Origin of the sequence: Bradyrhizobium roseum, from assembly GCF_030413175.1 — a bacterium.
Classification (GTDB): domain Bacteria; phylum Pseudomonadota; class Alphaproteobacteria; order Rhizobiales; family Xanthobacteraceae; genus Bradyrhizobium; species Bradyrhizobium roseum.
This window is the reverse complement of the sequence record NZ_CP129212.1, coordinates 3,574,710-3,598,237: the sequence shown is the minus strand read 5'-3', so window position 1 is coordinate 3,598,237 and position 23,528 is coordinate 3,574,710. Positions and strand designations below refer to the sequence as shown.

Below are 23,528 nucleotides of genomic sequence, written 5' to 3'. Positions count from 1 at the left end.
TCAAGAGCCCGTCGACTGCGCGACGAGTTCGAGCAAGCCCCGCGCCTCGAGTTCGTCACGCACCAGCCGCTTCGGAATCTTGCCGTAGCCGGATTTCGGCAGCGCCTCCCAGAAGAAGAACCGTTTCGGCATCTTGTAGCGCGACACTTTCGGCGACAGGAACGCCGCCAGCTCCGCTTCGCTCACTTTGGCCGCGCCTTCGCGCGCAACGCAGACGGCGACGCCGACCTCGCCCCAGAACGGGTCGGGCACGCCGAGCACGGCGACTTCGCCGATCGCGGGATGGGTGAGAATCTTCTCCTCGACCTCGCGCGGATAGATGTTGGAGCCGCCCGAGATGTACATGTCGGAAGCGCGGCCCGTGATGTAGACAAAGCCCTCCTCGTCCATGTGGCCGAGATCGCCGGTGCGAAACCAGCCGTCGCGGAACGCCTTTGCGTTGGCCTCGGGGTTGTCGTAATAGCCCGCGAACACGGCGGGGCCGATCACGCAGATCTCGCCGGTCTCGAACGGTTTGAGTTCGCGCCCATCGTCGCCCTGGATCGAGACCTGCATGCCCGTGCGTTCGAAGCCGCAGGTGCCGATGCGGGCCTGCGGACCGTCCTCGGGATCGTGCAGGCTGGTCGGCATGACCGTGATGTTGCCGGTGACCTCGCCAAGCCCGAAATATTGCACCAGCACCGATCCCAGTTTTTTCAACGCCGCCTTCTGGTCCTCGCGATACATCGGCGCGCCGGCATAGATCACGTAGCGCAGCGAGGAGTGATCGTATTTGTCGACCGCAGGGTGCTCGACCATCATCTTCAAGATCGTCGGCACGGTAAACATGTTGCTGACGCGATGCGTTTCGATCAGGCGGAACGCTTCGGCGATATCGAATTTTTCGGTCGGCAGCAAAATGGTCGGCACGCCGCGCGCGGCCTGCATCAGTTGGTGCACACCGGCGCCATGCGACAGCGGCGCGACCACCAGCGAAGCGTCGGTCTCCGTGGTGCCGGGCGTCAGGTCAGCCAGATGATTGGTCACCACAAAGGCCATCTGGCCGTGGGTGAGCACCGCGGCCTTGGAGCGGCCGGTGGTGCCGGAGGTGAAGAAGAACCAGCAGGGATCGTCGTACTCGACCGCAGCGTTCTCGACCCTGGCGCCGGCGTGCGACGCGATCACCTCGCTCACCTCCCGCTCGCCGAACGCCCCCTCGCCGATCCGCCAGGTGAATTCGAGCGCGGGATTGGCCGCAGCGGTCACATGATCGGGAAAATCACCATGACACAAAAACCCCTTCGCCCCGGAGGCGGAAGCGAGATAGGCGACCTCGTCCGGCATCAGGCGGAAATTGGTCGGCACCCAGACCGCCCCCAACCGGAAAGCCGCGAACATCGACCAGAACATCTCGTCGCAATTCTTGGAATGCACGAGAAGGCGATCGCCCTTGACGATGCCGCGCGCGGCGAGGCCGGCCGCCAGCGCGGAGACATGACCGTCGATCTCGCGCCAGGTCCAGGTTCTGTCGCCCCACACGAAGCCAGTGCGGTTGCCATGGCGGCGGGCGTTCTGGGTCAGCATATGCGCGAGGTTCATCACCCGGCGCGACATCCGCGCCAAGCCGCCGCGCGGAACGGGAATCGTCATGGTTTCAGACACCGGGAATCAACCTGCATTTTCGAACAACAGACGTAGTCAGCTCGGCGCAACGATAGCAGAAAGCCTGCCGCCTGCTCAAATCCGTGGGCCGGCCTCAGCGCACACCGGTCCCCTTGCAGCGCTGGCACTTGACCACCCGGTCGCCCTTCTTCAGCAGGCCCTTGCCCTCGCAGTTCTTGCATTTCTGCTTCTTTTTGATGTTGGGGCCTTTTTCATTGGCCATGGTATTCTCCCGGCAAGCGTTGTGCGCATCACCATAGCCGGCCCGGCGCGCCCGTCCATCAACTCCACCCATGATTCAAGGGATCACCACGGTTACCCGCGAAAGCTGATCTTGGCTGGCACAGCCGCCCTGCCGGCTGGCATCCTGCCGCGCCACGACGAATCCGGCGCTTTGCTCGCCAAATAAACTACTGGGAATGCTTGGCCAGTTCCTGCTCGCTCAGCCGCCAGTCCTGCCAGAGCTGAAGCGCGCCCAGCGCGGCGACGATGGCACCGAGCGTCATGTGCCACATGCGAAGCGCCTCGTCGCCGGAATATCCAAGAATCAGCGGCGAGGCGATCAGCCAGAGGCCGAGCACGATCTCGCCCACCTCCTCCCAGCGCTGCAGTGCGACATATTCGAGCTGGCCCAGGCCGAACACCAGCATGCCGACCACGAACGTATTGAGGATCATGGTGCTGCGTTCGGCGTCCATCACGTCATGGTTGGAGAACGGAAACCACGGCGACACCACGATCAGCACGCCCAGCAGCATGCCGCACCAGTCTTCCCACGTCCGATGCTTGCTGAAGAAACCAATGCCCGACATGGCAAACCTCCCTTTAAGAAGAGGCATACATGGGCGGCCGCGATCAGCGCATGTTCGACTTAGGCCCAGACCCTGCCGCCGCGGCGGCGTATGTCATCCAAAACACCTAGGGGCCCTGCACACCGTTGCAAGGTCCGCATGCGAAGATCTTGCGCGCTACGCCCGCGGACGCCCCGTCGTTGCGCTGCACCAACGCGCGGAACCTGCGGTCGCGCCGTTCCTTCGCCGGTTTGCATCGCTGCGGCCATGCCCCTACATGAAAATCACTCATCCGGGAATCGCCATGGCCGCCGTTCGCGACAACAAGACTCAAAATCGCTTCGAACTCGACGTCGACGGCGCCGTGGCGTTTGCGAATTATCGCCTCACGCCTACGGCAGTCATCATCACCCACACAGAAACACCCCGCGCGTTACGAGGCCGCGGGATTGCTTCCGAACTGGTGAGGGGCTCGCTCGAACTGATCCGCGCCGACGGCCGCAAGGTCATCGCCGGTTGCGGTTTTGTGGTGGACTATCTGCGCAAGAACCCGGAGTTCGTCGATCTGACGGCGTGAAAGTTCCCCGCCTCCCATAATCCGGATCGACATATCCGGCAGGCCCTCGAGCTTGCACAACAGCACGTCGCCCTTCACGACCGGGCCGACGTTTTCCGGTGTGCCGGAATAGATGATGTCACCCGCCTTGAGTTCAAAGGCTTCCGAAAGCTTGGCGATCTGCTCGGCCACGTTCCAGATCATGTTGCTCAGGTCCGAGTTCTGCTTGACCGTCCCATGCCAAAACCGTCCTGCGGTCGACATCGCTCATGGCTTCCTCCGTTTTGCTTGGTCTTCACGGCGAAGTGGATACCGCTTGCGCGTTGCTGCATCGCAATCGCGCCAAAAGGAAAGGCCCGCGTCGCCGCGGGCCCTTGCATGCGCAAACCGAACGAAGCGTCAGTGCTTGATCTCAGGCGGCAGCTTGCCGCCATTGGCGGCCAGCTTGGTCATGACCTGTTTGTGCAGCCAGATATTCATGCTGGCGGAATCGTTGCTGTCGCCGGTATAGCCGAGCTCCTTGGCGAGTTCCTTGCGCGCCGCGAAGCTGGAGTCGATATCGAGCGCCTTCATCAGATCGACGATCGAGGTACGCCACTCCAGCTTCTCGCCTTTGGCCTTCACCGCCTGGTCGAGGATGGGGGCGACGTCGACGGTCGCTGCTGCCGGTGCCGCGGCACCTCCGGAGGATCCTCCGCCCGCAGCCGCGCCGCCGCCAGCAGGCGCGGCGTCCGCCTTGGTACCGAAAATCGCGCCCATGATTTTTCCGAAAATGCTCATCGTTCGCTCCCAATGAAATTGAGGATGGAGTGAATCTCTTGCGGCACCGTCCGATCGGCAGCGCCAGCCGGGATCACAACAAGTCTAGCCAGACGGGCGACGCTTGGCCAATGAAACATTCACCGAAGCGTGAGTGCGTTCGCCGGCTGTATGGGAGTACGCTGGCAATTCAGTTCGCGACATGGCCGGTTCCGTTTGTCTTCGCGTCTGGCCTGATCGCGATCATTCTATGAAGCGGCGCGTTTGCGTCCTTGCTGGCGCACTGCGACCGCGAGGGAGACAGCGACCATGGCGACGTATCACGGCAATGTCACATCGATGGCGCAAAGCGGACCAAATCCCGCCACCGCGCCCGTCATCCGAACCATTGGCCTGACGGAACTGCATCGGGCCCTGCAGCGCGGTTGGGAAGACTTCAAGGCCGTTCCAACCCACGCCGTCGTCCTGTGCATCATCTACCCCGTCCTGGGATTGGTGCTGGCGCGCGCCGTGCTCGGCTATTCGGTACTGCCGCTGCTGTTTCCGCTCGCCGCCGGGTTTGCCCTGCTCGGCCCGTTTGCCGCGCTCGGTCTCTACGAGATGAGCCGTCGCCGTGAACGCGGTGAAGAGGCCACGGCCTGGGATGCGATCGAGGTCGTGCGCTCGCCGTCGTTCGGCGCGATGCTCGGACTCGGTGTGCTGTTGTTCGCGCTGTTCGCGACGTGGGTGGCAACCGCACAGGCGATCTATATCGCCGCATTCGGCTATGCCGGCGCAACCGGCATTTCCGATTTTGCCGCGCGCGTGCTGGCGACGCCGCAAGGCTGGTGGTTGATCCTGGTCGGCTGCGGTGTCGGGTTCCTGTTCGCGCTCGTCGCGCTCTGCATCAGCGTGGTGTCGTTCCCGTTGATGCTCGACCGCCATGCGGGCGCCGGCGATGCGATGGTGACCTCGCTGCGCGCCGTCGCGCGCAATCCCGTGCCGATGGCGGCGTGGGGATTGATCGTGGCGCTCCTGCTGGTGGCGGGGACGCTGCCGGCGTTCATCGGCCTTGCCGTCGTCATTCCGCTGCTGGGCCACGCCACCTGGCACCTCTACCGAGAAGTGGTTGAGCCGGCGCTCAATCCGCAGCCGCTCCCGCCGCGCCCGCACCGCGAGCGCAAGCCGGCGGCCGATTTCCCCGCCAATCTGTTCCCGTGGCGCAGCAAGGACAGCGCGTAGGCCCGTGCGGAATCATGCCTCTCACACCGTCGGCCAACAGCCGGCGGTGCGATCGGTCACCGCGCGCTAACGATGAGTTGAGCATCTTCGACAGAAAGGAAGCCAAGGCTGCGACCTCAGCCATGTTTTGGCCGATCTTGCTTCGAACATTCGACATCACGTGGACACTAACCATGATGATCTGTCGACCCGGAGCCAACAGCCCAATGATTTCTCGTTTCTCCTTGCGCGTCCTCACCCTGGGCGCCCTGTTGTTGATTTCCGTGGCGCCCGCGCCGGCGGCGCCTTGTGGCACGGGTCCATTCGAGACCTGGCTGGAGGATTTCAAGAAGGAAGCTGCCGCCAAGGGGATCTCGGCCACCGTCATTCAGGCTGGCCTCACCGGCATCACGCCCGACAAGAGCGTGCTGGCCCGCGATCAATCGCAGAAGGTATTCAGCCAGACGTTTGAGGAATTCTCCGGCCGCATGGTACCGCCGCGGATCACCGGCGGCTCCAACATGCTCAAGCAATATGGTTCGGTGCTCGGCCGCATCGAGGAGAAGTATGGCGTGCCCGGCGAAGTGCTGGTGGCGATCTGGGGCCTGGAAACCGATTACGGCGTCAACATCGGCAAATTCCAGACGCTGCGCGCGCTGGCGACGCTGGCCCATGACTGCCGCCGCAGCGACTTGTTCAGGGCCGAACTGATGGACGCGCTGCGCATCGTCGAGCGCGGCGATATCGCACCGCAGGATCTGCGCGGCGCATGGGCGGGCGAAATCGGCCAGACCCAGTTCATGCCGTCGTCCTACATCAAATACGCCGTCGATTTCGACAGCAATGGCCGCCGCGATCTCCTGCGCAGCGCACCGGACGTGCTGGCCTCGACCGCGAACTTCCTCGCCGGCCACGGCTGGAAGCGCGGCAAGGATTGGGAGCCCGGCAGCGACAATTTCGCTGTCATCAAGGAGTGGAACAAGAGCGAGGTCTACGCCAGAACCATCGCCTATTTCGCGACCCAGCTTTCGCGGGCACCGTGACGATAAACGGGTGACCGACACAAAAAGTACGAAAACAACCCCATGCAAAGTAGAATGGGGACCGCCTCGCCCGGCTCGGGGGGTGAACTGAGGCAGGCTTCCCTCTTGCACACACGTCAGAAGCTGACCTGTTGGTGCTGGCTTCCGACGCGACACTATCGGATCATACAAATGAATATTAGTTCATTTATTCGATCCGGCGTGCATGCGATTCGTGCATAATAAACTTCCAACAAGTCCAACAAAATCGCACATTTCTGCCACTATGATGGGCGGCAGCGGTGAATTTGGTTCCCGTCACAGCCTTGTACTGGCCGGCCCAAGTCGATCACGAAAATTCAAAAAACCTGCAATTTTAAGGCATTTGTTACGTGCTTGCGACACGACGATGAACGCGTGGGTCGCTCGATCCGATGGCCACATTCAAAGGTTAAGCCGACCTTACCATTGCCATGCATCTGAGGCTTAGCTGCACCGCAACATAGGAACTTCCGCATTGCGGAATCTCGGCTATATTCATTTCATTGATGAGGCCAAGCGCAAAGGCTGAATCTGAACTTCAAGGAGACTACCATGTTACTCTCGCTCATCCGCATGATCCAGGCTTTCCGGGATTATCAGCGCAATGTCAGCGAACTGTCCCAGCTCAGCGATCGCGAACTGGCCGATATCGGCCTTGATCGTGCGGACATTCCGCGCGTTGCAGCCGGCAACTACGCCAACTGATTGCTGTTCGGCCGCCTGACGAACGGATAACGCCCGCCGCGCTGCGGGCGTTGTCGTTTCTGGCCTCGGTTCGAGGCGTTTTATTCGACGCCAACCGGTGCGTTTGGGACGAAAACGCGCTAACGCTGCGCGCATGATTTCCTCCACACCCCAAACCGACACCGTCCATGTGATCGGCGGCGGCCTCGCCGGCTCGGAAGCCGCCTGGCAGCTCGCCAATGCCGGCGTTCGCGTCGTGCTGCACGAGATGCGTCCCTCGCGGATGACCGAGGCCCACCGCACCGAGGGCCTCGCCGAGCTGGTCTGTTCCAACTCGTTCCGCTCCGACGACGCCGCCAACAACGCTGTCGGCCTGCTGCATGCGGAGATGCGCCGGCTGGGCTCCCTGATCATGCGCTGCGCCGACGCCAACCAGGTGCCCGCGGGCGGGGCTCTGGCGGTTGACCGCGACGGGTTTTCCGCAGCCGTCAGCAAAGCGTTGCACGACCATCCCCTGATCGAGATCGACCGCACCGAGGTCGCCGGTCTGCCGCCCGCCGAATGGGGCAACGTGATCGTCGCGACCGGCCCCCTCACCTCCGCACCGCTGGCCGAAGCGATCCGCGAGCTGACGGACGAGAATGCACTGGCCTTCTTCGATGCGATCGCACCGATCGTGCACAAGGATTCCATCGACATGTCGGTGGCGTGGTTTCAGTCGCGCTACGACAAGGTCGGGCCCGGCGGCACCGGCGCCGACTACATCAACTGCCCGATGACCAAAGAACAGTACGATACCTTCGTCGCGGCGCTGCTGGCCGGCGAGAAGGTCGACTTCAAGGACTGGGAGACCAGCACGCCCTATTTCGACGGCTGCCTGCCGGTCGAGGTGATGGCCGAGCGCGGCCATGAGACGCTGCGGCATGGCCCGATGAAGCCGGTCGGGCTGACAAATCCGCACGACCCGACCGTCAAGGCCTATGCCATCGTGCAGCTGCGCCAGGACAACAAGCTCGGCACGCTCTACAACATGGTCGGCTTCCAGACCAAGCTGAACTACGGCGCGCAACAGCGCGTGTTCCGCACCATTCCCGGTCTCGAGAACGCCGAGTTCGCGCGACTCGGCGGCCTGCATCGCAACACCTTCCTGAATTCTCCAAAGCTGCTCGATGGCCAGTTGCGGCTGCGCGCGCAGCCAAGGCTTCGCTTTGCCGGCCAGATGACCGGCTGCGAGGGCTATGTGGAATCCGCCAGCATCGGCCTGATCGCCGGCCTCTATGCTGCGGCGGACGCACGCGCGCAGTCGCTGGAGCCGCCGCCCGTCACAACCGCGTTGGGCTCGCTGCTCGGCCACATCACCGGCGGCCACATCGAGACCATTGAGGCCGGAACACGCTCCTTCCAGCCGATGAACATCAACTTTGGCCTGTTTCCGCCGCTGGCGAGCGTGCCGACCAAAAAGCCCGACGGCACACGGCTGCGCGGCAACGAGAAGACGGTGGCCAAGAAGCAGGCGCTCAGCGCCCGGGCGCTCTCCGATCTCGATCGCTGGATCGCCGATCATCTACGCGTCGCGGCGGCGGCGTAACGTCATGGGCTTGCCGAAAGACGATGCCGCCACCCTGTCGGCGCGCTGGACCGAAGGCGTGCTGCTCAAGCGCGACGTGTTCTCCACCGTCGAGCGCGGTCGCTTCCGCGACGAGGCGGGCGAGGTCGACGCGGTGCTGCGCCGGCTCGACCAGGTGCCGGCCTGGTCCTATCCGCTGGCCCGCCATTTGTTCGCCCGCGAACGCCATGCGCTGGCGCTGGCGCGCGAGCTCGATGTCGGCCCGAAATTGCTATGGGCCGGCCGGCAGGCACTGGTGCGCGGTTTCATCGACGGCGTCGCGCTGCATCTGGCCAAACCGCATGGCGATCTCGCCTATTTCCGCTCTGCCAAGCTCGCCCTGCGCAAGCTTCACCGCGCCGGCATCTGCCATAACGATCTCGCCAAGGAGCAGAACTGGCTGCGCGGCAGCGACGGCCGCGCCTACGTGACCGATTTCCAGCTCGCCGCCTGCTTCAAGTCGCGAAGCCGGCTGTTCCGGATCGCGGCCTACGAGGATCTCCGGCACCTGCTGAAGCACAAGCGCAGCTATGCGCCGCAGGCGCTGACGGCGATGGAGCGCAAGATCCTGGCGCGCAAATCATTTGTCGCCAGAATCTGGCTCAAGACCGGCAAGAAGGTCTACCAGGCCATCACCCGAGGCCTGTTCAACTTCACCGATCGCGAAGGCGGTGGCCGAAGGCTGGTCAACGACGCGCCTGTGCTGATCGATCTGATCCGGAAAAACCCCGAGGTGCGCGACACCGCCATTGTCGCCTTCGCCGATCGCCGCAGCGGCGTCGGGCTTTACGCCTTTGTTGAGGCCGACCAGGTGGCATTGGAAAAGCAGTTGCGCAGCGAGTTGTCCGCCGCCAAGGGCGTCAAGCCGCCGGAGCACATCCAGGTGGTCCATGCCCTGCCGCGCGACGCCGCCGGCAAGCCGCGCACCGAGATATTGCAGCTCGTCGCCATGAACCAGGTCGACCTGATCGAACCGCTGCTTCACAACGAGATCGACCGCGCTTTCCTGAAGGATATTCTGGAGAGCCGCAAGAATTTGCGGGACCGGTTCAATTTCGAAAGCAGCGAGTTGAATTCGCGATAGGTCTCTCAGCGTCATTGCGAACGCAGCGAAGCAATCCATAGCGCCGCAGGTGGATAGATGGATTGCTTCGCTGCGCTCGCAATGACGGAGGTTTGGTCTACCCGCCAAATTCCTTCGTCCGCGACGCGCGCCACAGCGTCCACAGGGTTCGCAGCCGCGAGGTGGTCTGCGGCACGAAGGGATCGAAGTCAGCACGTGACATCCGCGCCAACTCGCGGCGCACCAGCACCAGCGGCAGGAATATTCGGCGCACCTCCGGCCGCAAATGCGTGAGCAGATCAAACGCCGTATCGAGATGCTTTCTGGCCTCTCCCGCCAATTGATCGATCGCCGCACGCGCCCGCGGCGTTTGCTTGCCGGAAAAGATCTCTTCCATCCCGCTGCCGTGCTGCTGCAAAAGCTGCAGCGGCAAGAACAACTGACGCCGCGCGGCGTCGAACGGCAACGCCGCGATCACCTGCGCCATGCCCTGGGCGAGGCCGGCATGGCGGGCGAGATGGTCGGTCACCGCCGACGGCGGTTCCAGAATCCGCGCACCGAGCGAGAACAGCGCCGACGCCGTGTCGGTGGCATAGCCTTCCAGCGCCGCCATCGACGGCATCGGATCGTTGTAGAGGTCGAACTGATGTTCCTCGATCAGCCGCAACAGCGGTTCGGCCGGCAGGCGGTATTCGCTCGTGGTCTGCAGCAATTGGGCGGCGACGGGATTGCCCTCGACATCGCCATGGCCCGCGCCCGTCAGCATGTCGGTCCACCATTGCATCCGGATCTCGCCGGGCAAGGGCTGGCTGACCTGATCGCGCACCCGCGATATCTCGACATTGAAGGCGTAGATCGACAGCAGCGCGCGGCGCGGCGCCTGCGGCAGGAACAGCGTCGCGGCATAGCGGGGGAAATCATGCGTGCGCACCAGATCGGCGCAGAACGCAGCGGCCTCCTTCGACGTCGTCGCCTCGCTCATGGCACAGCGATCAGCGCCGCCGCGACCCGCCGGCGCTCGCCCAGCATGACGTTATAGGTGCGGATCGCGGGACCGGTCTGCATCGCATCCAGCACCACGCGCACGGACCGCAGCGCCTCGCGCAGCCCCCGCGGCGGCAGCCAGACTTCGGTGCCGGTGCCGACGATCAGCGTGTCGATCGCATTGGCGGCCTTGAAGACCCGATCCAGCGAATATTCGTCGATCTGGGATGACTGGGTCACGTCCCAGGCCCAGATCGCATCCGGCAGGCACAGCAGCGAGCCACGATGCGACATGTCGGCGAAGGCAAAGCCGCCCTTGCCGTAGGCTTCGATCGGCGCCGACCTCGGAAGATGCGGAGCGTCCGAGGAACGGGTGGTCATTTTGGGCATGATCCTTGTCCGAAAACCGGTTCCCACCCTCGGGTCAAGCCCCGGGGGCATGCTTTTCGGACCGTGCCCTACTTCTTCGCTGGCTTGTCCGGCGTGTCGCGGTGCTCGCCGACGCCGAGATAGATCAGGATCGGGGCGGCAATGAAGATCGAGGTGTAGGTGCCGACCAGCACCACGCCGAACATCATGACCGCCGTGAAGCTGTAGATCGCATGGCCGCCGAACAACAGCAGCGCCAGCAAGGCCAGCGTCACCGTGACATGGGTGATGATCGAGCGCGACAATGTCGAATTGATGGATTCGTTCAAAAGCTGCGGCATCGGCATTTTCTTGTAACGCCGCAGCATTTCCCGGATCCGGTCGTAGATGACGACGGTGTCGTTCAGCGAGTAGCCGAGAATGGTCAGCAACGCGGCAATACTGGTGAGGTCGAAGTCGACCTGGGAAATCGACATGAAGCCGATCGTCAGCACGATGTCGTGGACGTTGGCGATCATGGCGCCCAGCGCGAACTGCCATTCGAACCGGAACCAGAGATAGATCAGGATCGCGAAGATCGCGAGCATCAGGCCGAGCATGCCATAAGCCAGCAATTCGCCGGAGACACGCGGGCCTACCACTTCGACCTTGCGGTATTCGACACTGTCCCTAAGAGCGCCGCGGATTTTCGTCACCGCCTCCTGCTGCGCCGCGTCGCCTCCAGGCTGCTGCGCGACGCGGATCTGGACGTTGGTCGGATCACCAATCTGCTGAAGCTGAACCTCTCCGAGGCCCAAATTGCCCAAGGTCGCACGCATCGCGCCGATATCGGCCGGACCTGACTTGGATTGAACTTCCAGGAGCGTGCCGCCCTTGAAGTCGATGCCGAAATTCAGCCCATGGGTGAAGAACAGCACGATCGCCACGATCGACAGTGCCGCCGAGATCGGGAAGCTGATGCGACGAAAGCGGGTGAAATCGAAATGCGTGTCGTCGGGAACGATGCGCAGCGGCGGCAGCAGATCGAACACGGCGACCACAGTCAGCACGGCGATCAGCACGCCCAGCCCAATGAGAACGTATTGAGTCACAATGAGGTCCCTAGATCGGCACGGTCTTCGGCCGCGTCCACCGCACCCAGCCCGCGACGATCAGGCTGGTGAGGGTAAAGGCGGTGAAGACGGTCGTGAGGATGCCAATGCCCAGCGTCACGGCGAAGCCGCGCACCGGGCCAGTGCCGATGTAGAACAGTACCGCGGCAGCAATGAAGGTGGTAATGTTGGAGTCCAGAATGGTCGACAGCGCGCGCCGGAAACCGGCGTCGATCGCCGAAATGGCGTTGCGGCCGCCCCGCAGTTCTTCCCGGATGCGCTCATAGATCAGCACGTTGGAGTCAACGGCGATGCCGACGGTGAGCACGACACCGGCGATGCCGGGCAGCGTCAGCGTGGCGTTGAGCAGCGACAGGATGCCGAAGATCATCGCGACGTTGATGGCGACCGCGATGTTGGCGAACACGCCGAACAGCCGGTAGGTCAACAGCATGAACACGATGACGAGGATCGAGCCGACATAGGCGGCCAATTCGCCTTTTTCGATCGAGTCCTGGCCGAGTCCCGGACCGACGGTGCGCTGCTCGATCACGGTCAGCGGCGCCGGCAGCGCGCCGGCCCGCATCAGCAGCGCGAGTTCGTTGGCCCCCTGCACGGTGAAACTGCCGGAGATCTGACCCTGGCCGCCGGTGATCGGCTCCCGGATCACGGGCGCGGAAATCACCTTGCCATCGAGGATGATCGCAAACGGCACGCCGACATTCTCCGACGTCGCCTGCGCGAATTTGCGCGAGCCCGAGCTGTTGAACTTGAAGTTGACGATCGGCTCATTGGTGCGCTGGTCGAAACCCGGCTGCGCGTCGGTGAGGTCGCCGCCGGAAACCAGAACCTGCCGCTTGACCACATAAGGCACCTTGGGTGATGCCTCGCTCATCAGGACTTCCGAGTCGGCGGGCACGCGTCCCTGCTGGGCCTGATCCGGCGAGATCGACGGATCGACCATGCGGAATTCCATCTTGGCGGTCGTACCAAGAATACGAATCAGCTCGGTCGGATCCTGCAGGCCCGGCACCTGAACCAGGATGCGATCGACCCCCTGCCGCTGGATCAGCGGCTCGACCGTGCCGAGCTGGTTGATGCGACGCTCGACGATCTGGATCGATTGTTCGTTCGTTTGGCGAACGCGTTCGGTGATCGCCGCTTGCGGTACCACAAGACGGATCAAGCCGCCGCCGGCGTCCGAAACCTCGAGGCTTCGCTGCCCGCTGGAGCCAAGCAGCCCGCCGAGCGGCTGCGACAACTCACGCAGCTTGGGAAGCGCGGCCTGAAGGTCGCTCTCCTTGACGCGGACTTCGACGGCGTCACCGCGTACGGCCAGGCCGGTGTAACCGATCTTGGCATCACGCAGCACACGACGGGCTTCGTCTCGTACCTGATCAAGTCGTTCTTTCTTCACGGAATTGGAATCGAGCTCCAGCAGCAGATGCGACCCGCCCTGCAGATCGAGGCCGAGCACGATGTGCCGTTGCGCCCACAGCGGCCAGGTCTTCACCCGCTCCTGAGAGAAGAAGTTCGGCAGCGCGAACAGGCAGACGATCAGCGTGGTCAGAATGATCGCCAGCGCTTTCCACCGCGAGAAATACAGCATCGAGTTGACCCGTCACATCCAGGAAAATGCACTGCCAGGAGCAGCGCGGAAAGCTCAGCTCGCGGACGTCTCGTCCTTCTCAGCCTTTTCCTTGGTCTCGGCCTTCTCCTTGGCCGGCTCGCCCTTGGTGCGGACGCCCGAAATCATCTGTCGCATCTGGCGCACGCGGACGCCGTCCGAGATCTCGAACTCGATCTGGTCGTCGTCGACCACCTTGGTGACCTTGCCGACGAGGCCGCCCGAGGTGATGACGGTGTCGCCGCGGCGGATGTTTTTGACGAGTTCCTGATGATCCTTCACCTTCTTCTGCTGCGGGCGCAGAATCAGGAAGTACATGATCACGAAGATCAGCGCGAACGGCAGCAGCGACATCAACATGCCGTTGGCATCGCCACCGGCCGCAGCCTGGGCGTACGCAGGGGTAATCAGCATTCGAACAATCCTCGTGAGAAGGAAAAGAACCGGCCATGCCTGGGCTTAGCGCCGAGCTAAGTACCATGGGCAAATCGGCCGGTCCGGGCAAATTCGCGCGGACTATAGCGGCGGCGCGCCCAATTGCAACGTGGCCGGACCCCTCATTTAGGCCGCTTGCAGGGGCTTCCAAGGCCCGTTAAGGCTGCGCGGTCAGGAACTGCCAAAATGTCAAAAAAAGCCAAGAAAACACCAGCGCGAACAGCGCCCCGCGCGGCCCCGAAAGCCGCCTCGCGAGCCCCTTCAAAAGCCGCGACAAAAGGTCCGGCAAGCGCGCTCGACGGCGCCACGGCGGAGCGGATCGCCATCGCGCTGGAAGCCATCGCCGGCCATCTTTCGGCGGCCGCTCCGGCCGCGGCACCCGTTGAATCGTTCGGTGCCGCCGACGCCTTTGTCTGGCATCCGGACGGGCGGCTTTCGCCGGTGCCGCGCGTCAGCCGCGTCGACCTCGGCCTGCTCAAGGGGATCGACCGGATGCGCGACATCCTGATCGAGAACACCGAGCGCTTCGCCGACGGCCTGCCCGCCAACAACGCGCTGCTGTGGGGCGCACGCGGCATGGGCAAGTCGTCGCTGGTGAAGGCCACCCACGCCAATATCAATCTCGACCGCAAGCCGGCCGACCGGCTCAAGCTGATCGAGATTCATCGCGAGGACATCGAGAGCCTGCCCGGCCTGATGGATCTGCTGCGAAGCTCCGATTTCAGCTTCATCGTGTTTTGCGACGACCTCTCCTTCGACGGCAACGACGCCTCCTACAAATCGCTCAAGGCGGTGCTGGAAGGCGGTATCGAGGGACGCCCCGACAACGTCATCCTCTACGCCACCTCGAACCGTCGCCATCTGCTGGCGCGCGAGATGATCGAGAACGAGCGCTCGACCGCCATCAACCCTGGCGAAGCCGTCGAGGAGAAGGTGTCGCTGTCAGACCGTTTTGGACTCTGGCTCGGCTTCCATCGCTGCAGCCAGGACGAATATCTCGCCATGGTGCGCGGCTATTGCGGCCATTTCGGCATCAAGATAGATGACGAAGCGCTGGAGCGCGAGGCGCTGGAATGGTCGACCACACGCGGCTCGCGGTCGGGCCGCGTGGCGTGGCAGTTCACGCAGGAACTGGCGGGGCGGCTGGGCGTGAGGCTGTCGGGGAAGTAGCGCGTTTCGCAGGCTTGCGCCGACCTTGCCGCACCCCGGGGTGGGCATACGCGGGCTTGACCCGCGTATCCATCAATCTTCAAGCAGAACGCTTTCCTTCGGATGGATTGCCGGGTCGAGCCCGGCAATGACGAAGAGGATCACGCTCCGTTCAGGAATTGAAGCGGGTCAACCGGCGACGAACCCTTGCGGATTTCGAAGTGGAGCTGCGGCGACGCCACCTCGCCCGATTGACCCGACTTGGCAATGATCTGGCCGCGCTTGATCGGATCACCGCGCTTCACCAGCAGTTCACTCGCATGGGCATATGCGGTGACGTAACCGTTGGAGTGCCGCACCAGAACCAGATTGCCGTAACCCTTGAGCTCGTTGCCGGAATAGGCGACGACGCCGTCTTCCGCCGCCTTCACCGGCGTGCCTTCCGGCACCGCCAGGTTGATACCGTCATTGGATTTGCCGTTGGTCTTGGCGCCGTAGGTCGTGATGACCTTGCCGCGCACCGGCCAACGGAAGGTCGGCAGTGCGCCGGTGGCTTCGCTGGGCTTGACCGCGGCCGGCTCGGCGACGGGTTTTTCTTCCGTGACATTGGTGGTGGCGGAGGCCAGCCGCGCCGCCTGCGGCGGACCGCCGGCCGAGGCCATCTTGGTGGCGGGTGCAGCCGGCTGGGCGGGTGCGCCGGCGACAGCAGCAGGCTGAGCGAGTGGAGCCGCGACAGCGGCAACCGATTTCGAGCCGGGCACCGTGAGCTTCATGCCGAGGCTGAGCTTGGCGGACTGATCGAGATTGTTGGCCCGGGCGAGTTCGCCAACCGGGACGTTGTTGCGACGCGCGATGCCCATCAGCGTGTCGCCGCTATTGACCACATGGACGCTCGACGACGACGCCGCGGCAACCGGCCTGCTGGCCGCAGGCGCGGGCGACGGCGCCGCGCCGGCCACGGCGGTCGGCTTCGGAATGATCAGCTGCTGGCCCGGCGACAGCACGCGCGGCCCCTTGTAGCCATTGGCCTGCAGGATCGCGGCGGACGACACATTGTAGCGCTTCGCCAGACCGTCGAGCGTGTCGCTGGTGCCGACGATGATCATGGTGCCGTTATGCGCGACCGGACGCGCGGCGGCCACCGAGCGCGGCGGCACCGTGGCCGTGGTCTCGATCGGCGGCTGGGACGGCGGCGCATAGGACGAGATCCCGCGCCCTCCTCCGGATACGCCGTTGGAGCTGACCGGATAGGCGGGTGGCGCGACCGGGGCCGGCGCAACGGCGACCGGCGGAGGCGGCAAGGCCTGGGACTGAAATTGCGGTGCAGCAGCCGCCTGCGGTCGGGCATATTGGGGCGCGTATTGCGGCGGCGGTTCGCGGCGCTCGGCGACGGGCGCGCGCACCGAACCGGTGGCGTCAGGCTGCGAGGCAAATGGATTTGAGAACGAGCTGTCGGAAAAGCGCGTCTGCATATCGGCGCTGCAGCCGGCAAAGCCGACCGACATCAGCGTCAGCACCGCGACCTGCGGCACCCGACGCGAGCAAAGCAACTCGACGATACGGGACATGGTTACTCACTCGTACGCAACAAAATACTGTTTTGAGTAAACACGTGCCGAGTAAATAAGCGCTTAACCCTTCAAATAAGATGTTGGACGGACCGCCAATCGGGCTTTCTACAGTTCGCGCGCGATTCCGGGCAACGCCGGGACGAAGCGGACATCGACCAATTCCTTGCGCTCGAAACCGCTGTCCGTCCGGGTCACCCGCACCAGTGTCTGGGTGCCGTGATGGGGCCCGACCGGCGCGACCAGGATGCCGCCCGGCAGCAGCCGCTCCAGCAGCTTTTCGGGAATCTGCTCCATCGCCGCCGTCACGATGATGCGGTCGAAATCGCCGGCGCCGGCCGGTATGTCGAAGCCGTCGCCGAGCATCACCTCGATGTTGAAATAGCCGAGCGCTTCCAGCCTGTCGCGCGCCGTGTCCGCCAGCGTCCGGTAGCGCTCGATGGTCAGCACATGGGCGCACAACCGCGACAGCACCGCGGCCTGATAGCCGGAGCCGGTGCCGATCTCGAGCACCTTGTGGCTTTTCTGGAGCTGCAGCTGCTCGGTCATGTAGGCCACCACGAAGGGCTGGCTGATGGTCTGCCCGCAGGCGATGCCGAGCGCGCTGTCGCGGTAGGCATGGCCGCGATCGGCGGCCGCCACGAACACCTCCCGCGGCACCTCTTCCATGGCGCGGAGCACCGCCTGGTCGCTGATCCCCCGCCGCCGCAGGGCGAGCTGGAACATCATCTTCTCGGGCGGTTCTTGCGACATTGCGGTCTCGCAGCGGGGCTTCGGCCGCCCATCCAATGCTCAGGCCTCGCGAGATGTAATAGCCCCCGCGCGTTTAAGGAAGAATTTCCTCAAAATTCCGGTTCCGGATTTTGGAACCAGGGCCGCCGCCGGGCGTTAGGCCCGAAAATCCGGGGGCTTTGCCTCGAAGGGGGAGCCTTGCCTCAAAGCGCGCCGATCTCGACGTTGCACCAGAGGGGGTTTTTTGCGAACCTCAAAGCCTCGGAAGGGCAAGGATACCCATGATGGCGACACGGCCGGCAGGCTGTTCTGTTTTCCTCGTTGAAGACGAGGTGATGATCCGGATGATGGTCGCTGACATGCTGGAAGAGCTCGGTCACAGCGTGGCTGCCGAGGCCGGCGAAATCAGCGAAGCGGTCAAGCTGGCGCAATCGACCGATTTCGATCTCGCCATTCTCGATGTCAACGTCAACGGCAAGGTCATCACGCCGGTGGCCGAGCTGATCACGGCGCGCAACCGCCCGTTCATCTTTGCGACCGGCTATGGATCTTCCGGCCTGCCCCACGAATACCGCGACCGGCCGGCGCTGCAGAAGCCGTTCCAGCTGGAAACGCTGGCCCAGTTGATCGCGGCCACGATGAAGAGCGCGACGGTTTAGATCGCTGCGTAGCCCGGATGAGCGCAGCGACATCCGGGAATGCTTGGCGAGACCGGCCCCCGGATATCGCTGCGCTCATCCGGGCTACTTCATTGCCGGGCTACGGCGTCACTTCAGCGTCGACGTCAGCGCTGCCGAGAACGCTTCGTCGGTGCGATCGAGCCGCAGCGGCGTGACCGAAACGTAGCGCGCCGCAAGTGCTGCGAGATCGGTGCCTTCAGCCGGCGTGTCCATCATCGCGGCGCGCTCAAAACCGATCCAGAAATAGGGATTGCCGCGGCCGTCGTGGCGCTTGTCGACCTTGAGGAAGCCGAGGTTGCGCTTGCCCTGTCGCGTGACACGGACGCCCTGCACCTGGTCCGGCGTGCAGGCGGGAAAATTGACGTTGATCACGGTGTTCTTGGGTACACCCGCATCGATCACCTTGCGCAGGATATCGGGACCGAATTTCAGCGCGGTGTCCCACAGCGGCGCGTGACGGGTTTCGATGGAAAATTCCTGGCTCAGCGCGAATGACGGGATGCCCAGAATCGTGCCTTCGAGCGCGCCGGCGATGGTGCCGGAATAGACCACGTCCTCGGCGACGTTACGGCCGCGGTTGACGCCCGACAGCACCAGATCGGGCGCCGTCTCGCCGAGGATGTGGCGTGATCCCATGATCACGCAATCGGTCGGCGTGCCCCGCACCGCGAAATGGCGCGGACCGACCTCGCGCAGCCGCAACGGATCGTTCAGCGACAGCGAATGCGACACGCCGGACTGATCCATCTCCGGCGCCACGACCCAGACGTCGTCGGACAGCCCGCGCGCGATCTCCTCGACGATCTTCAGGCCCGGCGCATGGATGCCGTCATCGTTGGTGCAGAGAATTCGCATCCGTCAAAATGCCTTCTGGTTTGGATCGCGGGGCGCTTGCCTCGTCTTATCCGGCTCTCGCGAAGGAGGCAAACCGGCCCGATTGGCTCATGTTTTCTTCATCCAGACCCGCCACGGGCGCGCGAATCTGGCGCCGCCGTCGATTTTCATCTGGAGGGCCGGCAATTCATCTTTTACCGGCTCTAGGGGTTGCGGCCGCGGGCTCACGCCTTCCGGCGGTATCGGAGGCAGCGCAACGGGTTCGATCGCGGCGGCCGTCGGCTCGACCGCCGGGGTCGATCCCGCCTGGGGCTGCGGATGCCGCGTTCGCGCCACCGCCAGCCCCTTGTCGAAATCATCGGCCTTGAGCCACGCCTTGGCGCGCAGGCTCTCGATGAGATCGTCGTCCCACAGCCGGGCCGCCTCGATATCGAACGCGCCCTCCAGCCGCTGGTCGATCAATTGCATGCCGTGGCCGGTAACAGCCCATTGCTTCCCGATCCAAAGGATGTCGCGATGCAGGGCCATTTTTCCGCTGCGCTATTTGTCCCGCTCGATGGTCTTGAGCCCGCCCATATAGGGCTGCAGCACATCGGGCACGGCGATCGTGCCGTTTTCCTGCTGGTAGGTCTCCATGACCGCGATCAGCGCGCGGCCGACGGCGGTGCCGGAGCCGTTCAGCGTATGCACGAAGCGCGGCTTGCCGTCGGGGCCGCGCGAGCGCGCATCCATGCGGCGCGCCTGGAAGTCGCCGCACACCGAGCAGCTCGAGATTTCCCGGAACGCGCCGCCCTCGCCCTGACTTGAAAATTGTCCTGGCATCCAGACCTCGATGTCGTAGGTCTTTTGCGCGGAAAAGCCCATGTCGCCGGCGCACAGCGTCATCACACGGTAATGCAGGTCGAGCCGCTTCAACACTTCCTCGGCGCAGGACAGCATGCGCTCGAGCTCGTCACGGCTGGTCTCGGGGGTTGCAATCGAGACCAGCTCGACCTTTGTGAATTGATGCTGCCGGATCATGCCGCGGGTGTCGCGGCCCGCCGCGCCCGCTTCGGCGCGGAAGCACGGCGTCAGCGCGGTCAGCCGCATCGGCAGTTCTTTTTCCTCGACGATGGATTCGCGGACGAGGTTGGTGAGAGCAACCTCGGCGGTGGGGATAAGCCCAAGACGCTCGGTCTTCAGCCGGTCGTCGGGCGCGGCAAGCAGCTCGCCCTTGATGGCCCAGAACTGGTCATCCTCGAATTTCGGCAACTGGCCTGTCCCGAACATGACGTCGTTTCGCACCAGCAGCGGCGGGTTGATTTCGGTGTAGCCATGCTCGCCGGTATGGAGATCAAGCATGAACTGGCCGATCGCACGCTCCAGCCGCGCCAGTCCTTTCTTGAGCACCACAAAGCGCGCGCCGCTCAGCTTCGCGGCGGCCTCGAAATCCATATAGCCGAGCGCACCGCCGAGATCGTCATGCGGCTTCGGCGTGAAGGCGTAGTTGCGGATTTTGCCGTAGAGGTGCCGCTGCACGTTGCCATGCTCGTCGGCGCCGTCAGGCACGTCGTCGAGCGGCAGGTTCGGAATCGCGGCGAGTTCTTTCGCCAGCTCCTCGTCCGCGGTTTTGGCGGCCAGCTCAAGCTCCGGCATCGTGGTCTTGAGTTCGGCGACTTCCGCCATCAGCTTGCCGGCGCGCGCGTCATCCCTGGCCTTCTTGGCCTCGCCGATTTCCTTCGAGGCCGCGTTACGCCGCGCCTGGGCCTGCTCGGACGCCAGGATCGCCGCACGGCGTTTCTCGTCGATCGCGAGCAGCGATGCGGACAACGGCGACAGGCCGCGGCGCTTCAGTCCGGCGTCGAAGGCTTGCGGGTTGTCGCGGATCGATTTGATGTCGTGCATGGCTCATTTCCCGTCATGGCCGGGCAAAAGCGCGAAGCGCATCTTCACCCCAGGGTCCCGGCCATCCACGTCTTCGTCGCACGGTCTGTAAAAGACGTGGATGCCCGGGACAAGCCCGGGCATGACGAATCATGGGCAGCGTGGCCGATGATAGGGAAAAGGCGGCCCTTGCGCCCTATCCCGCCGGGTTGCCTTCCGGGGGCGGGCTGGCGGGCGGCGTGCCGGACGCGGCCTGGGCGGCGGCTTTCTTTTCCACCATGCCGACCGCAACGATCGCGCCCTCGTAGAGCAGCAACAGCGGGATCGCGAGCGAGGCCTGGCTGATCACGTCCGGCGGCGTCAGTATGGCGGCGATCACGAAGGCAATAACGATGAAATAGCGCCGCTTCTCACGCAGCATCTTCGAGGTGACGATGCCGATCCGTCCCAGCAGCGTCAGGATCACCGGCAGCTGGAATGCGACGCCGAAGGCGAAGATCAGCGACATCATCAGCGACAGATATTCGCCGACCTTCGGCAGCAGCTGGATCTGTGCGGTCTCGTCGCCGCCGGTCTGCTGCATGCCGAGCGAGAACCGCACCAGCATCGGCAGCACGATGAAATAGACCAGCATCGATCCCAACGCGAAGAAGAACGGCGTCGCGATCAAATACGGCAGGAACGCGCCGCGCTCGTGCTTGTAGAGACCGGGCGCCACGAACATGTAGATCTGCCCGGCGACGATCGGAAACGAAATGAAGGCGGCGCCGAACATCGCCAGCTTCAATTGCGTCAGGAAGTATTCCAACAGCGCCGTGTAGATGAATTTCGAGTTCTCGGCACCGGCCACCCAGACGAACGGCCAGACCAGCACGTTGTAGATCTGCTTGGCGAAGAAGAAGCAGAAGATGAACGCTATGCCGAAGGCCAGCAGCGCCTTGATCAGCCGCGAGCGCAGCTCGATCAGGTGATCCATCAACGGCGCCTTGCTGGCTTCGATATCCTCGATGGTCATGACGCTTTGGCGTCCTTGAGAAGGTCAGGCGCCGTGGGCGCGATATCCTGCGCCGCCTGAACGTCGCGCGTGATCGCAAGCGGTTCGGACGCCGCCACATGCGCCTCGGCCTCGACGAAGGTTTCCGGGGTCGGCACGGCTGGTGTCGTCGGCGTAACGGGTTCGTCGATCGCGGACGCCACCTGGGCATCGCCGGCCGTGACCGCAGGCTTGTCGATGTCCCCGATCTGCATGGCGTCGCTGACGTCCTTCTGCAGCGAGGTCATGACGTTGGCCGGGGACAGGCCCGTCGCCACGTCCTTGACCTCGTCAAAACTCTTCTTGAGATCGGCCATTTCGGCCTCGCGCATCGCCTCCTGGAACTGGCCCTGGAATTCGGCGGCCATCTTGCGGGCCTTGCCCATCCACTGTCCGACCATGCGCAGCACGCCCGGCAGCTCCTTCGGGCCGATGGCAATCAACGCGACGACCGCGATGACGACCAGTTCACTCCACCCGATGTCGAACATGAATTCTTCCGCTCGCGCGAGACGTCCGCGCCCAAACCCTATCTAGCAGATTTGGACCTGCCCGCGCCTTTTCTCAACCGGCGTCTTTCCACAGACCCCGGTCCGGGATGCCTGGCTCAGACGGCCTTGCTGCCGACATCCGTCCGGGCCGCCGTCGGCGCCGGCGCTGCGTTGTGGTCGATGGTCTTCACCGGCTCGGCAGGCTTTTCGGCCTCCTTGGTGTCGTCCTGCATGCCCTTCTTGAAGGCCTTGATGCCCTGCGCGACGTCGCCCATCAGGTCCGAAATCTTGCCGCGGCCAAACAGCAGCAGGACCACTGCGATCACGACGATCCAGTGCCAAATGCTAAGCGAACCCATCCTGCAACCCTCCAAAAAGAGACGGCCGGCTTCCGGCCAAGCTTTGGCGGAAGGTAGGCCCGGCGGGTGTCAAAAACAAGGACCCATACCGCGGCAAATCGCTGTCACGGCTACGTATTACGGCTAGCATTAACTGCGCTAGCTGGCAGAGCCTTCGGAACCATGTCCGCCGGTTTCTTCGGGCGCGACGGGGGTCTCTTCCGGCTCCGCAGCCGGTTCTTCCGGCTCGGCAGCCGGCGCCAGCAGCAGTTCCAGACTGTCGCCGGCCTCCAGCGGATCCTCGTCCTCGCGCAGCGCCACGTCGTCGGACGGCGTCGGCACGCTGAAGCCGGAAGGCAGCCGCGAGTCCAGTAGTCCCGTCCCCTTCAGCTCTTCCAGACCCGGCAGGTCGCCGAGCGCCTCCAGGCTGAACTGCGACAGGAACGCTTCGGTCGTGCCGAAGGTCAGCGGCCGGCCCGGCGTCTTGCGGCGGCCGCGCGGACGGATCCAGCCGGTTTCCAGCAGGACGTCGAGCGTTCCCTTCGATGTGATCACGCCGCGGATGTCCTCGATCTCGGCGCGCGTCACCGGCTGGTGATAGGCAATGATCGCGAGCACCTCGATGGCCGCGCGCGACAACCGCCGCGTCTCGGTGCTCTCGCGCGTCATCAGCCACGACAGATCGCCGGCGGTACGAAACGTCCATTTGTTGGCGACGCGCACCAGGTTGACGCCGCGCGGGGCGTACTCCGCCTGCAGTTGCGCCAGCGCCGCCTTGACGTCGACGCCGTCGGGCATGCGCTTGGCCAACGTTGCCTGATCGATCGGCTCGGCGGAGGCAAACAGCAATGCTTCGAGCAGCCGCAATTCCTCAGGCCGCGCCTCGACTTCGGGGTTCTCGACTTCGATAGTCTGGTCGATAGGATGATCCTCGGCCTCTTCCATGCGTTTTTCCGCCAGACTTGCCATG

At 63.9% G+C, this 23,528-nt stretch carries 26 protein-coding genes and 1 pseudogene; 9 read left to right on the top strand and 18 right to left on the bottom strand.

What is annotated here, in order from left to right; all coding sequences use genetic code 11:
• A complete protein-coding gene (locus QUH67_RS17230) occupies window positions 1-1,629 on the bottom strand; it encodes an acyl-CoA synthetase (protein WP_300947849.1) in 1,629 nt (542 codons plus the stop codon).
• On the opposite strand from QUH67_RS17230, the gene QUH67_RS17225 reads away from it, so the two are divergent.
• Window positions 1,628-2,050, top strand: a complete 423-nt coding sequence (locus QUH67_RS17225) for a hypothetical protein (RefSeq protein WP_300947848.1) — start codon at window positions 1,628-1,630, stop codon at window positions 2,048-2,050. The genes QUH67_RS17230 and QUH67_RS17225 overlap by 2 nt on opposite strands.
• A 1-nt stretch (window position 2,051) precedes the next feature.
• Here the strand turns inward: QUH67_RS17225 and QUH67_RS17220 are convergent, their stop codons facing one another.
• On the bottom strand, window positions 2,052-2,453 hold the full coding sequence (locus tag QUH67_RS17220; RefSeq protein ID WP_300947847.1) for an SPW repeat protein: 402 nt from the start codon (window positions 2,451-2,453) through the stop codon (window positions 2,052-2,054).
• Between the two features lie 283 nt (window positions 2,454-2,736).
• Between QUH67_RS17220 and QUH67_RS17215 the strand changes: the two genes are divergently transcribed.
• The gene (locus tag QUH67_RS17215) at window positions 2,737-3,009 is read left to right on the top strand and encodes a GNAT family N-acetyltransferase (protein ID WP_300948078.1); all 273 of its coding nucleotides are present in this window, start codon (window positions 2,737-2,739) and stop codon (window positions 3,007-3,009) included.
• A 15-nt stretch (window positions 3,010-3,024) separates the two neighbouring features.
• Here QUH67_RS17215 and QUH67_RS17210 read toward each other — a convergent pair.
• A pseudogene (locus QUH67_RS17210) lies at window positions 3,025-3,228 on the bottom strand (fumarylacetoacetate hydrolase family protein); the annotation flags it as partial.
• A gap of 159 nt (window positions 3,229-3,387) precedes the next feature.
• Window positions 3,388-3,768, bottom strand: coding sequence for a DUF3597 domain-containing protein (locus QUH67_RS17205; protein WP_300947846.1), 381 nt, complete (start codon window positions 3,766-3,768; stop codon window positions 3,388-3,390).
• A gap of 288 nt (window positions 3,769-4,056) precedes the next feature.
• Here QUH67_RS17205 and QUH67_RS17200 point away from each other — a divergent pair, with 288 nt between their 5' ends.
• The 5 genes from QUH67_RS17200 (at window position 4,057) to QUH67_RS17180 (ending at window position 9,385) form a co-directional block, all read left to right on the top strand.
• Window positions 4,057-4,968, top strand: a complete 912-nt coding sequence (locus QUH67_RS17200; RefSeq protein WP_300947845.1) for a DUF2189 domain-containing protein — start codon at window positions 4,057-4,059, stop codon at window positions 4,966-4,968.
• A gap of 206 nt (window positions 4,969-5,174) precedes the next feature.
• Entirely contained in the window at window positions 5,175-5,990 is an 816-nt protein-coding gene (locus QUH67_RS17195; protein WP_300947844.1) for a lytic murein transglycosylase, read from the top strand.
• A gap of 573 nt (window positions 5,991-6,563) precedes the next feature.
• Complete coding sequence (locus QUH67_RS17190; RefSeq protein ID WP_300947843.1) at window positions 6,564-6,716, top strand: DUF1127 domain-containing protein; 153 nt, start codon at window positions 6,564-6,566, stop codon at window positions 6,714-6,716.
• A 133-nt stretch (window positions 6,717-6,849) separates the two neighbouring features.
• Window positions 6,850-8,283 carry a methylenetetrahydrofolate--tRNA-(uracil(54)-C(5))-methyltransferase (FADH(2)-oxidizing) TrmFO gene (gene trmFO, locus QUH67_RS17185; RefSeq protein WP_300947842.1) on the top strand — a complete coding sequence of 478 codons (1,434 nt, stop codon included), beginning with the start codon at window positions 6,850-6,852 and terminating at the stop codon, window positions 8,281-8,283.
• A 4-nt stretch (window positions 8,284-8,287) separates the two neighbouring features.
• Window positions 8,288-9,385, top strand: a complete 1,098-nt coding sequence (locus QUH67_RS17180; protein WP_300947841.1) for a serine/threonine protein kinase — start codon at window positions 8,288-8,290, stop codon at window positions 9,383-9,385.
• A 97-nt stretch (window positions 9,386-9,482) separates the two neighbouring features.
• On the opposite strand, the gene QUH67_RS17175 is transcribed toward QUH67_RS17180, so the two are convergent.
• From QUH67_RS17175 to yajC, 5 genes are all read right to left on the bottom strand, one after another.
• Window positions 9,483-10,346, bottom strand: coding sequence for a phytoene/squalene synthase family protein (locus QUH67_RS17175; protein ID WP_300947840.1), 864 nt, complete (start codon window positions 10,344-10,346; stop codon window positions 9,483-9,485).
• Window positions 10,343-10,729, bottom strand: a complete 387-nt coding sequence (locus QUH67_RS17170; RefSeq protein WP_300948077.1) for an Mth938-like domain-containing protein — start codon at window positions 10,727-10,729, stop codon at window positions 10,343-10,345. Before QUH67_RS17170 ends, QUH67_RS17175 begins: the two co-directional genes overlap by 4 nt.
• Window positions 10,730-10,806: 77 nt before the next feature.
• The gene (gene secF / locus QUH67_RS17165) at window positions 10,807-11,808 is read right to left on the bottom strand and encodes a protein translocase subunit SecF (RefSeq protein ID WP_300947839.1); all 1,002 of its coding nucleotides are present in this window, start codon (window positions 11,806-11,808) and stop codon (window positions 10,807-10,809) included.
• A 10-nt stretch (window positions 11,809-11,818) separates the two neighbouring features.
• Entirely contained in the window at window positions 11,819-13,417 is a 1,599-nt protein-coding gene (secD, locus tag QUH67_RS17160) for a protein translocase subunit SecD (protein WP_300947837.1), read from the bottom strand.
• Window positions 13,418-13,471: 54 nt separating this feature from the next.
• Window positions 13,472-13,849: a preprotein translocase subunit YajC gene (gene yajC / locus QUH67_RS17155; protein ID WP_300947836.1), complete on the bottom strand. Its 378-nt coding sequence runs from the start codon at window positions 13,847-13,849 to the stop codon at window positions 13,472-13,474.
• Between the two features lie 207 nt (window positions 13,850-14,056).
• Between yajC and QUH67_RS17150 the strand changes: the two genes are divergently transcribed.
• Window positions 14,057-15,040 carry an ATP-binding protein gene (locus tag QUH67_RS17150; RefSeq protein ID WP_300947834.1) on the top strand — a complete coding sequence of 328 codons (984 nt, stop codon included), beginning with the start codon at window positions 14,057-14,059 and terminating at the stop codon, window positions 15,038-15,040.
• A gap of 140 nt (window positions 15,041-15,180) precedes the next feature.
• On the opposite strand, the gene QUH67_RS17145 is transcribed toward QUH67_RS17150, so the two are convergent.
• The gene (locus tag QUH67_RS17145; RefSeq protein ID WP_300947833.1) at window positions 15,181-16,587 is read right to left on the bottom strand and encodes a LysM peptidoglycan-binding domain-containing M23 family metallopeptidase; all 1,407 of its coding nucleotides are present in this window, start codon (window positions 16,585-16,587) and stop codon (window positions 15,181-15,183) included.
• Between the two features lie 108 nt (window positions 16,588-16,695).
• Entirely contained in the window at window positions 16,696-17,340 is a 645-nt protein-coding gene (locus QUH67_RS17140; protein WP_407080440.1) for a protein-L-isoaspartate(D-aspartate) O-methyltransferase, read from the bottom strand.
• A gap of 260 nt (window positions 17,341-17,600) precedes the next feature.
• On the opposite strand from QUH67_RS17140, the gene QUH67_RS17135 reads away from it, so the two are divergent.
• The gene (locus QUH67_RS17135) at window positions 17,601-17,978 is read left to right on the top strand and encodes a response regulator (protein ID WP_300947832.1); all 378 of its coding nucleotides are present in this window, start codon (window positions 17,601-17,603) and stop codon (window positions 17,976-17,978) included.
• A 108-nt stretch (window positions 17,979-18,086) separates the two neighbouring features.
• Here QUH67_RS17135 and surE read toward each other — a convergent pair whose 3' ends face one another.
• From surE to scpB, 7 genes are all read right to left on the bottom strand, one after another.
• Entirely contained in the window at window positions 18,087-18,854 is a 768-nt protein-coding gene (surE, locus tag QUH67_RS17130) for a 5'/3'-nucleotidase SurE (RefSeq protein ID WP_300947831.1), read from the bottom strand.
• Window positions 18,855-18,941: 87 nt separating this feature from the next.
• Window positions 18,942-19,361: a hypothetical protein gene (locus QUH67_RS17125; RefSeq protein WP_300947830.1), complete on the bottom strand. Its 420-nt coding sequence runs from the start codon at window positions 19,359-19,361 to the stop codon at window positions 18,942-18,944.
• 12 nt (window positions 19,362-19,373) lie between these two features.
• Complete coding sequence (serS, locus tag QUH67_RS17120) at window positions 19,374-20,717, bottom strand: serine--tRNA ligase (RefSeq protein WP_300947829.1); 1,344 nt, start codon at window positions 20,715-20,717, stop codon at window positions 19,374-19,376.
• Window positions 20,718-20,892: 175 nt separating this feature from the next.
• Entirely contained in the window at window positions 20,893-21,711 is an 819-nt protein-coding gene (tatC, locus tag QUH67_RS17115; protein WP_300947828.1) for a twin-arginine translocase subunit TatC, read from the bottom strand.
• A complete protein-coding gene (gene tatB / locus QUH67_RS17110) occupies window positions 21,708-22,220 on the bottom strand; it encodes a Sec-independent protein translocase protein TatB (protein WP_300947827.1) in 513 nt (170 codons plus the stop codon). The genes tatC and tatB overlap by 4 nt, the downstream gene beginning before the upstream one ends.
• A 116-nt stretch (window positions 22,221-22,336) precedes the next feature.
• Window positions 22,337-22,579 carry a twin-arginine translocase TatA/TatE family subunit gene (locus QUH67_RS17105; protein ID WP_300947826.1) on the bottom strand — a complete coding sequence of 81 codons (243 nt, stop codon included), beginning with the start codon at window positions 22,577-22,579 and terminating at the stop codon, window positions 22,337-22,339.
• Window positions 22,580-22,717: 138 nt separating this feature from the next.
• Entirely contained in the window at window positions 22,718-23,527 is an 810-nt protein-coding gene (gene scpB, locus QUH67_RS17100; protein WP_300947825.1) for an SMC-Scp complex subunit ScpB, read from the bottom strand.
• Between the last annotated feature and the right edge of the window lies 1 nt (window position 23,528).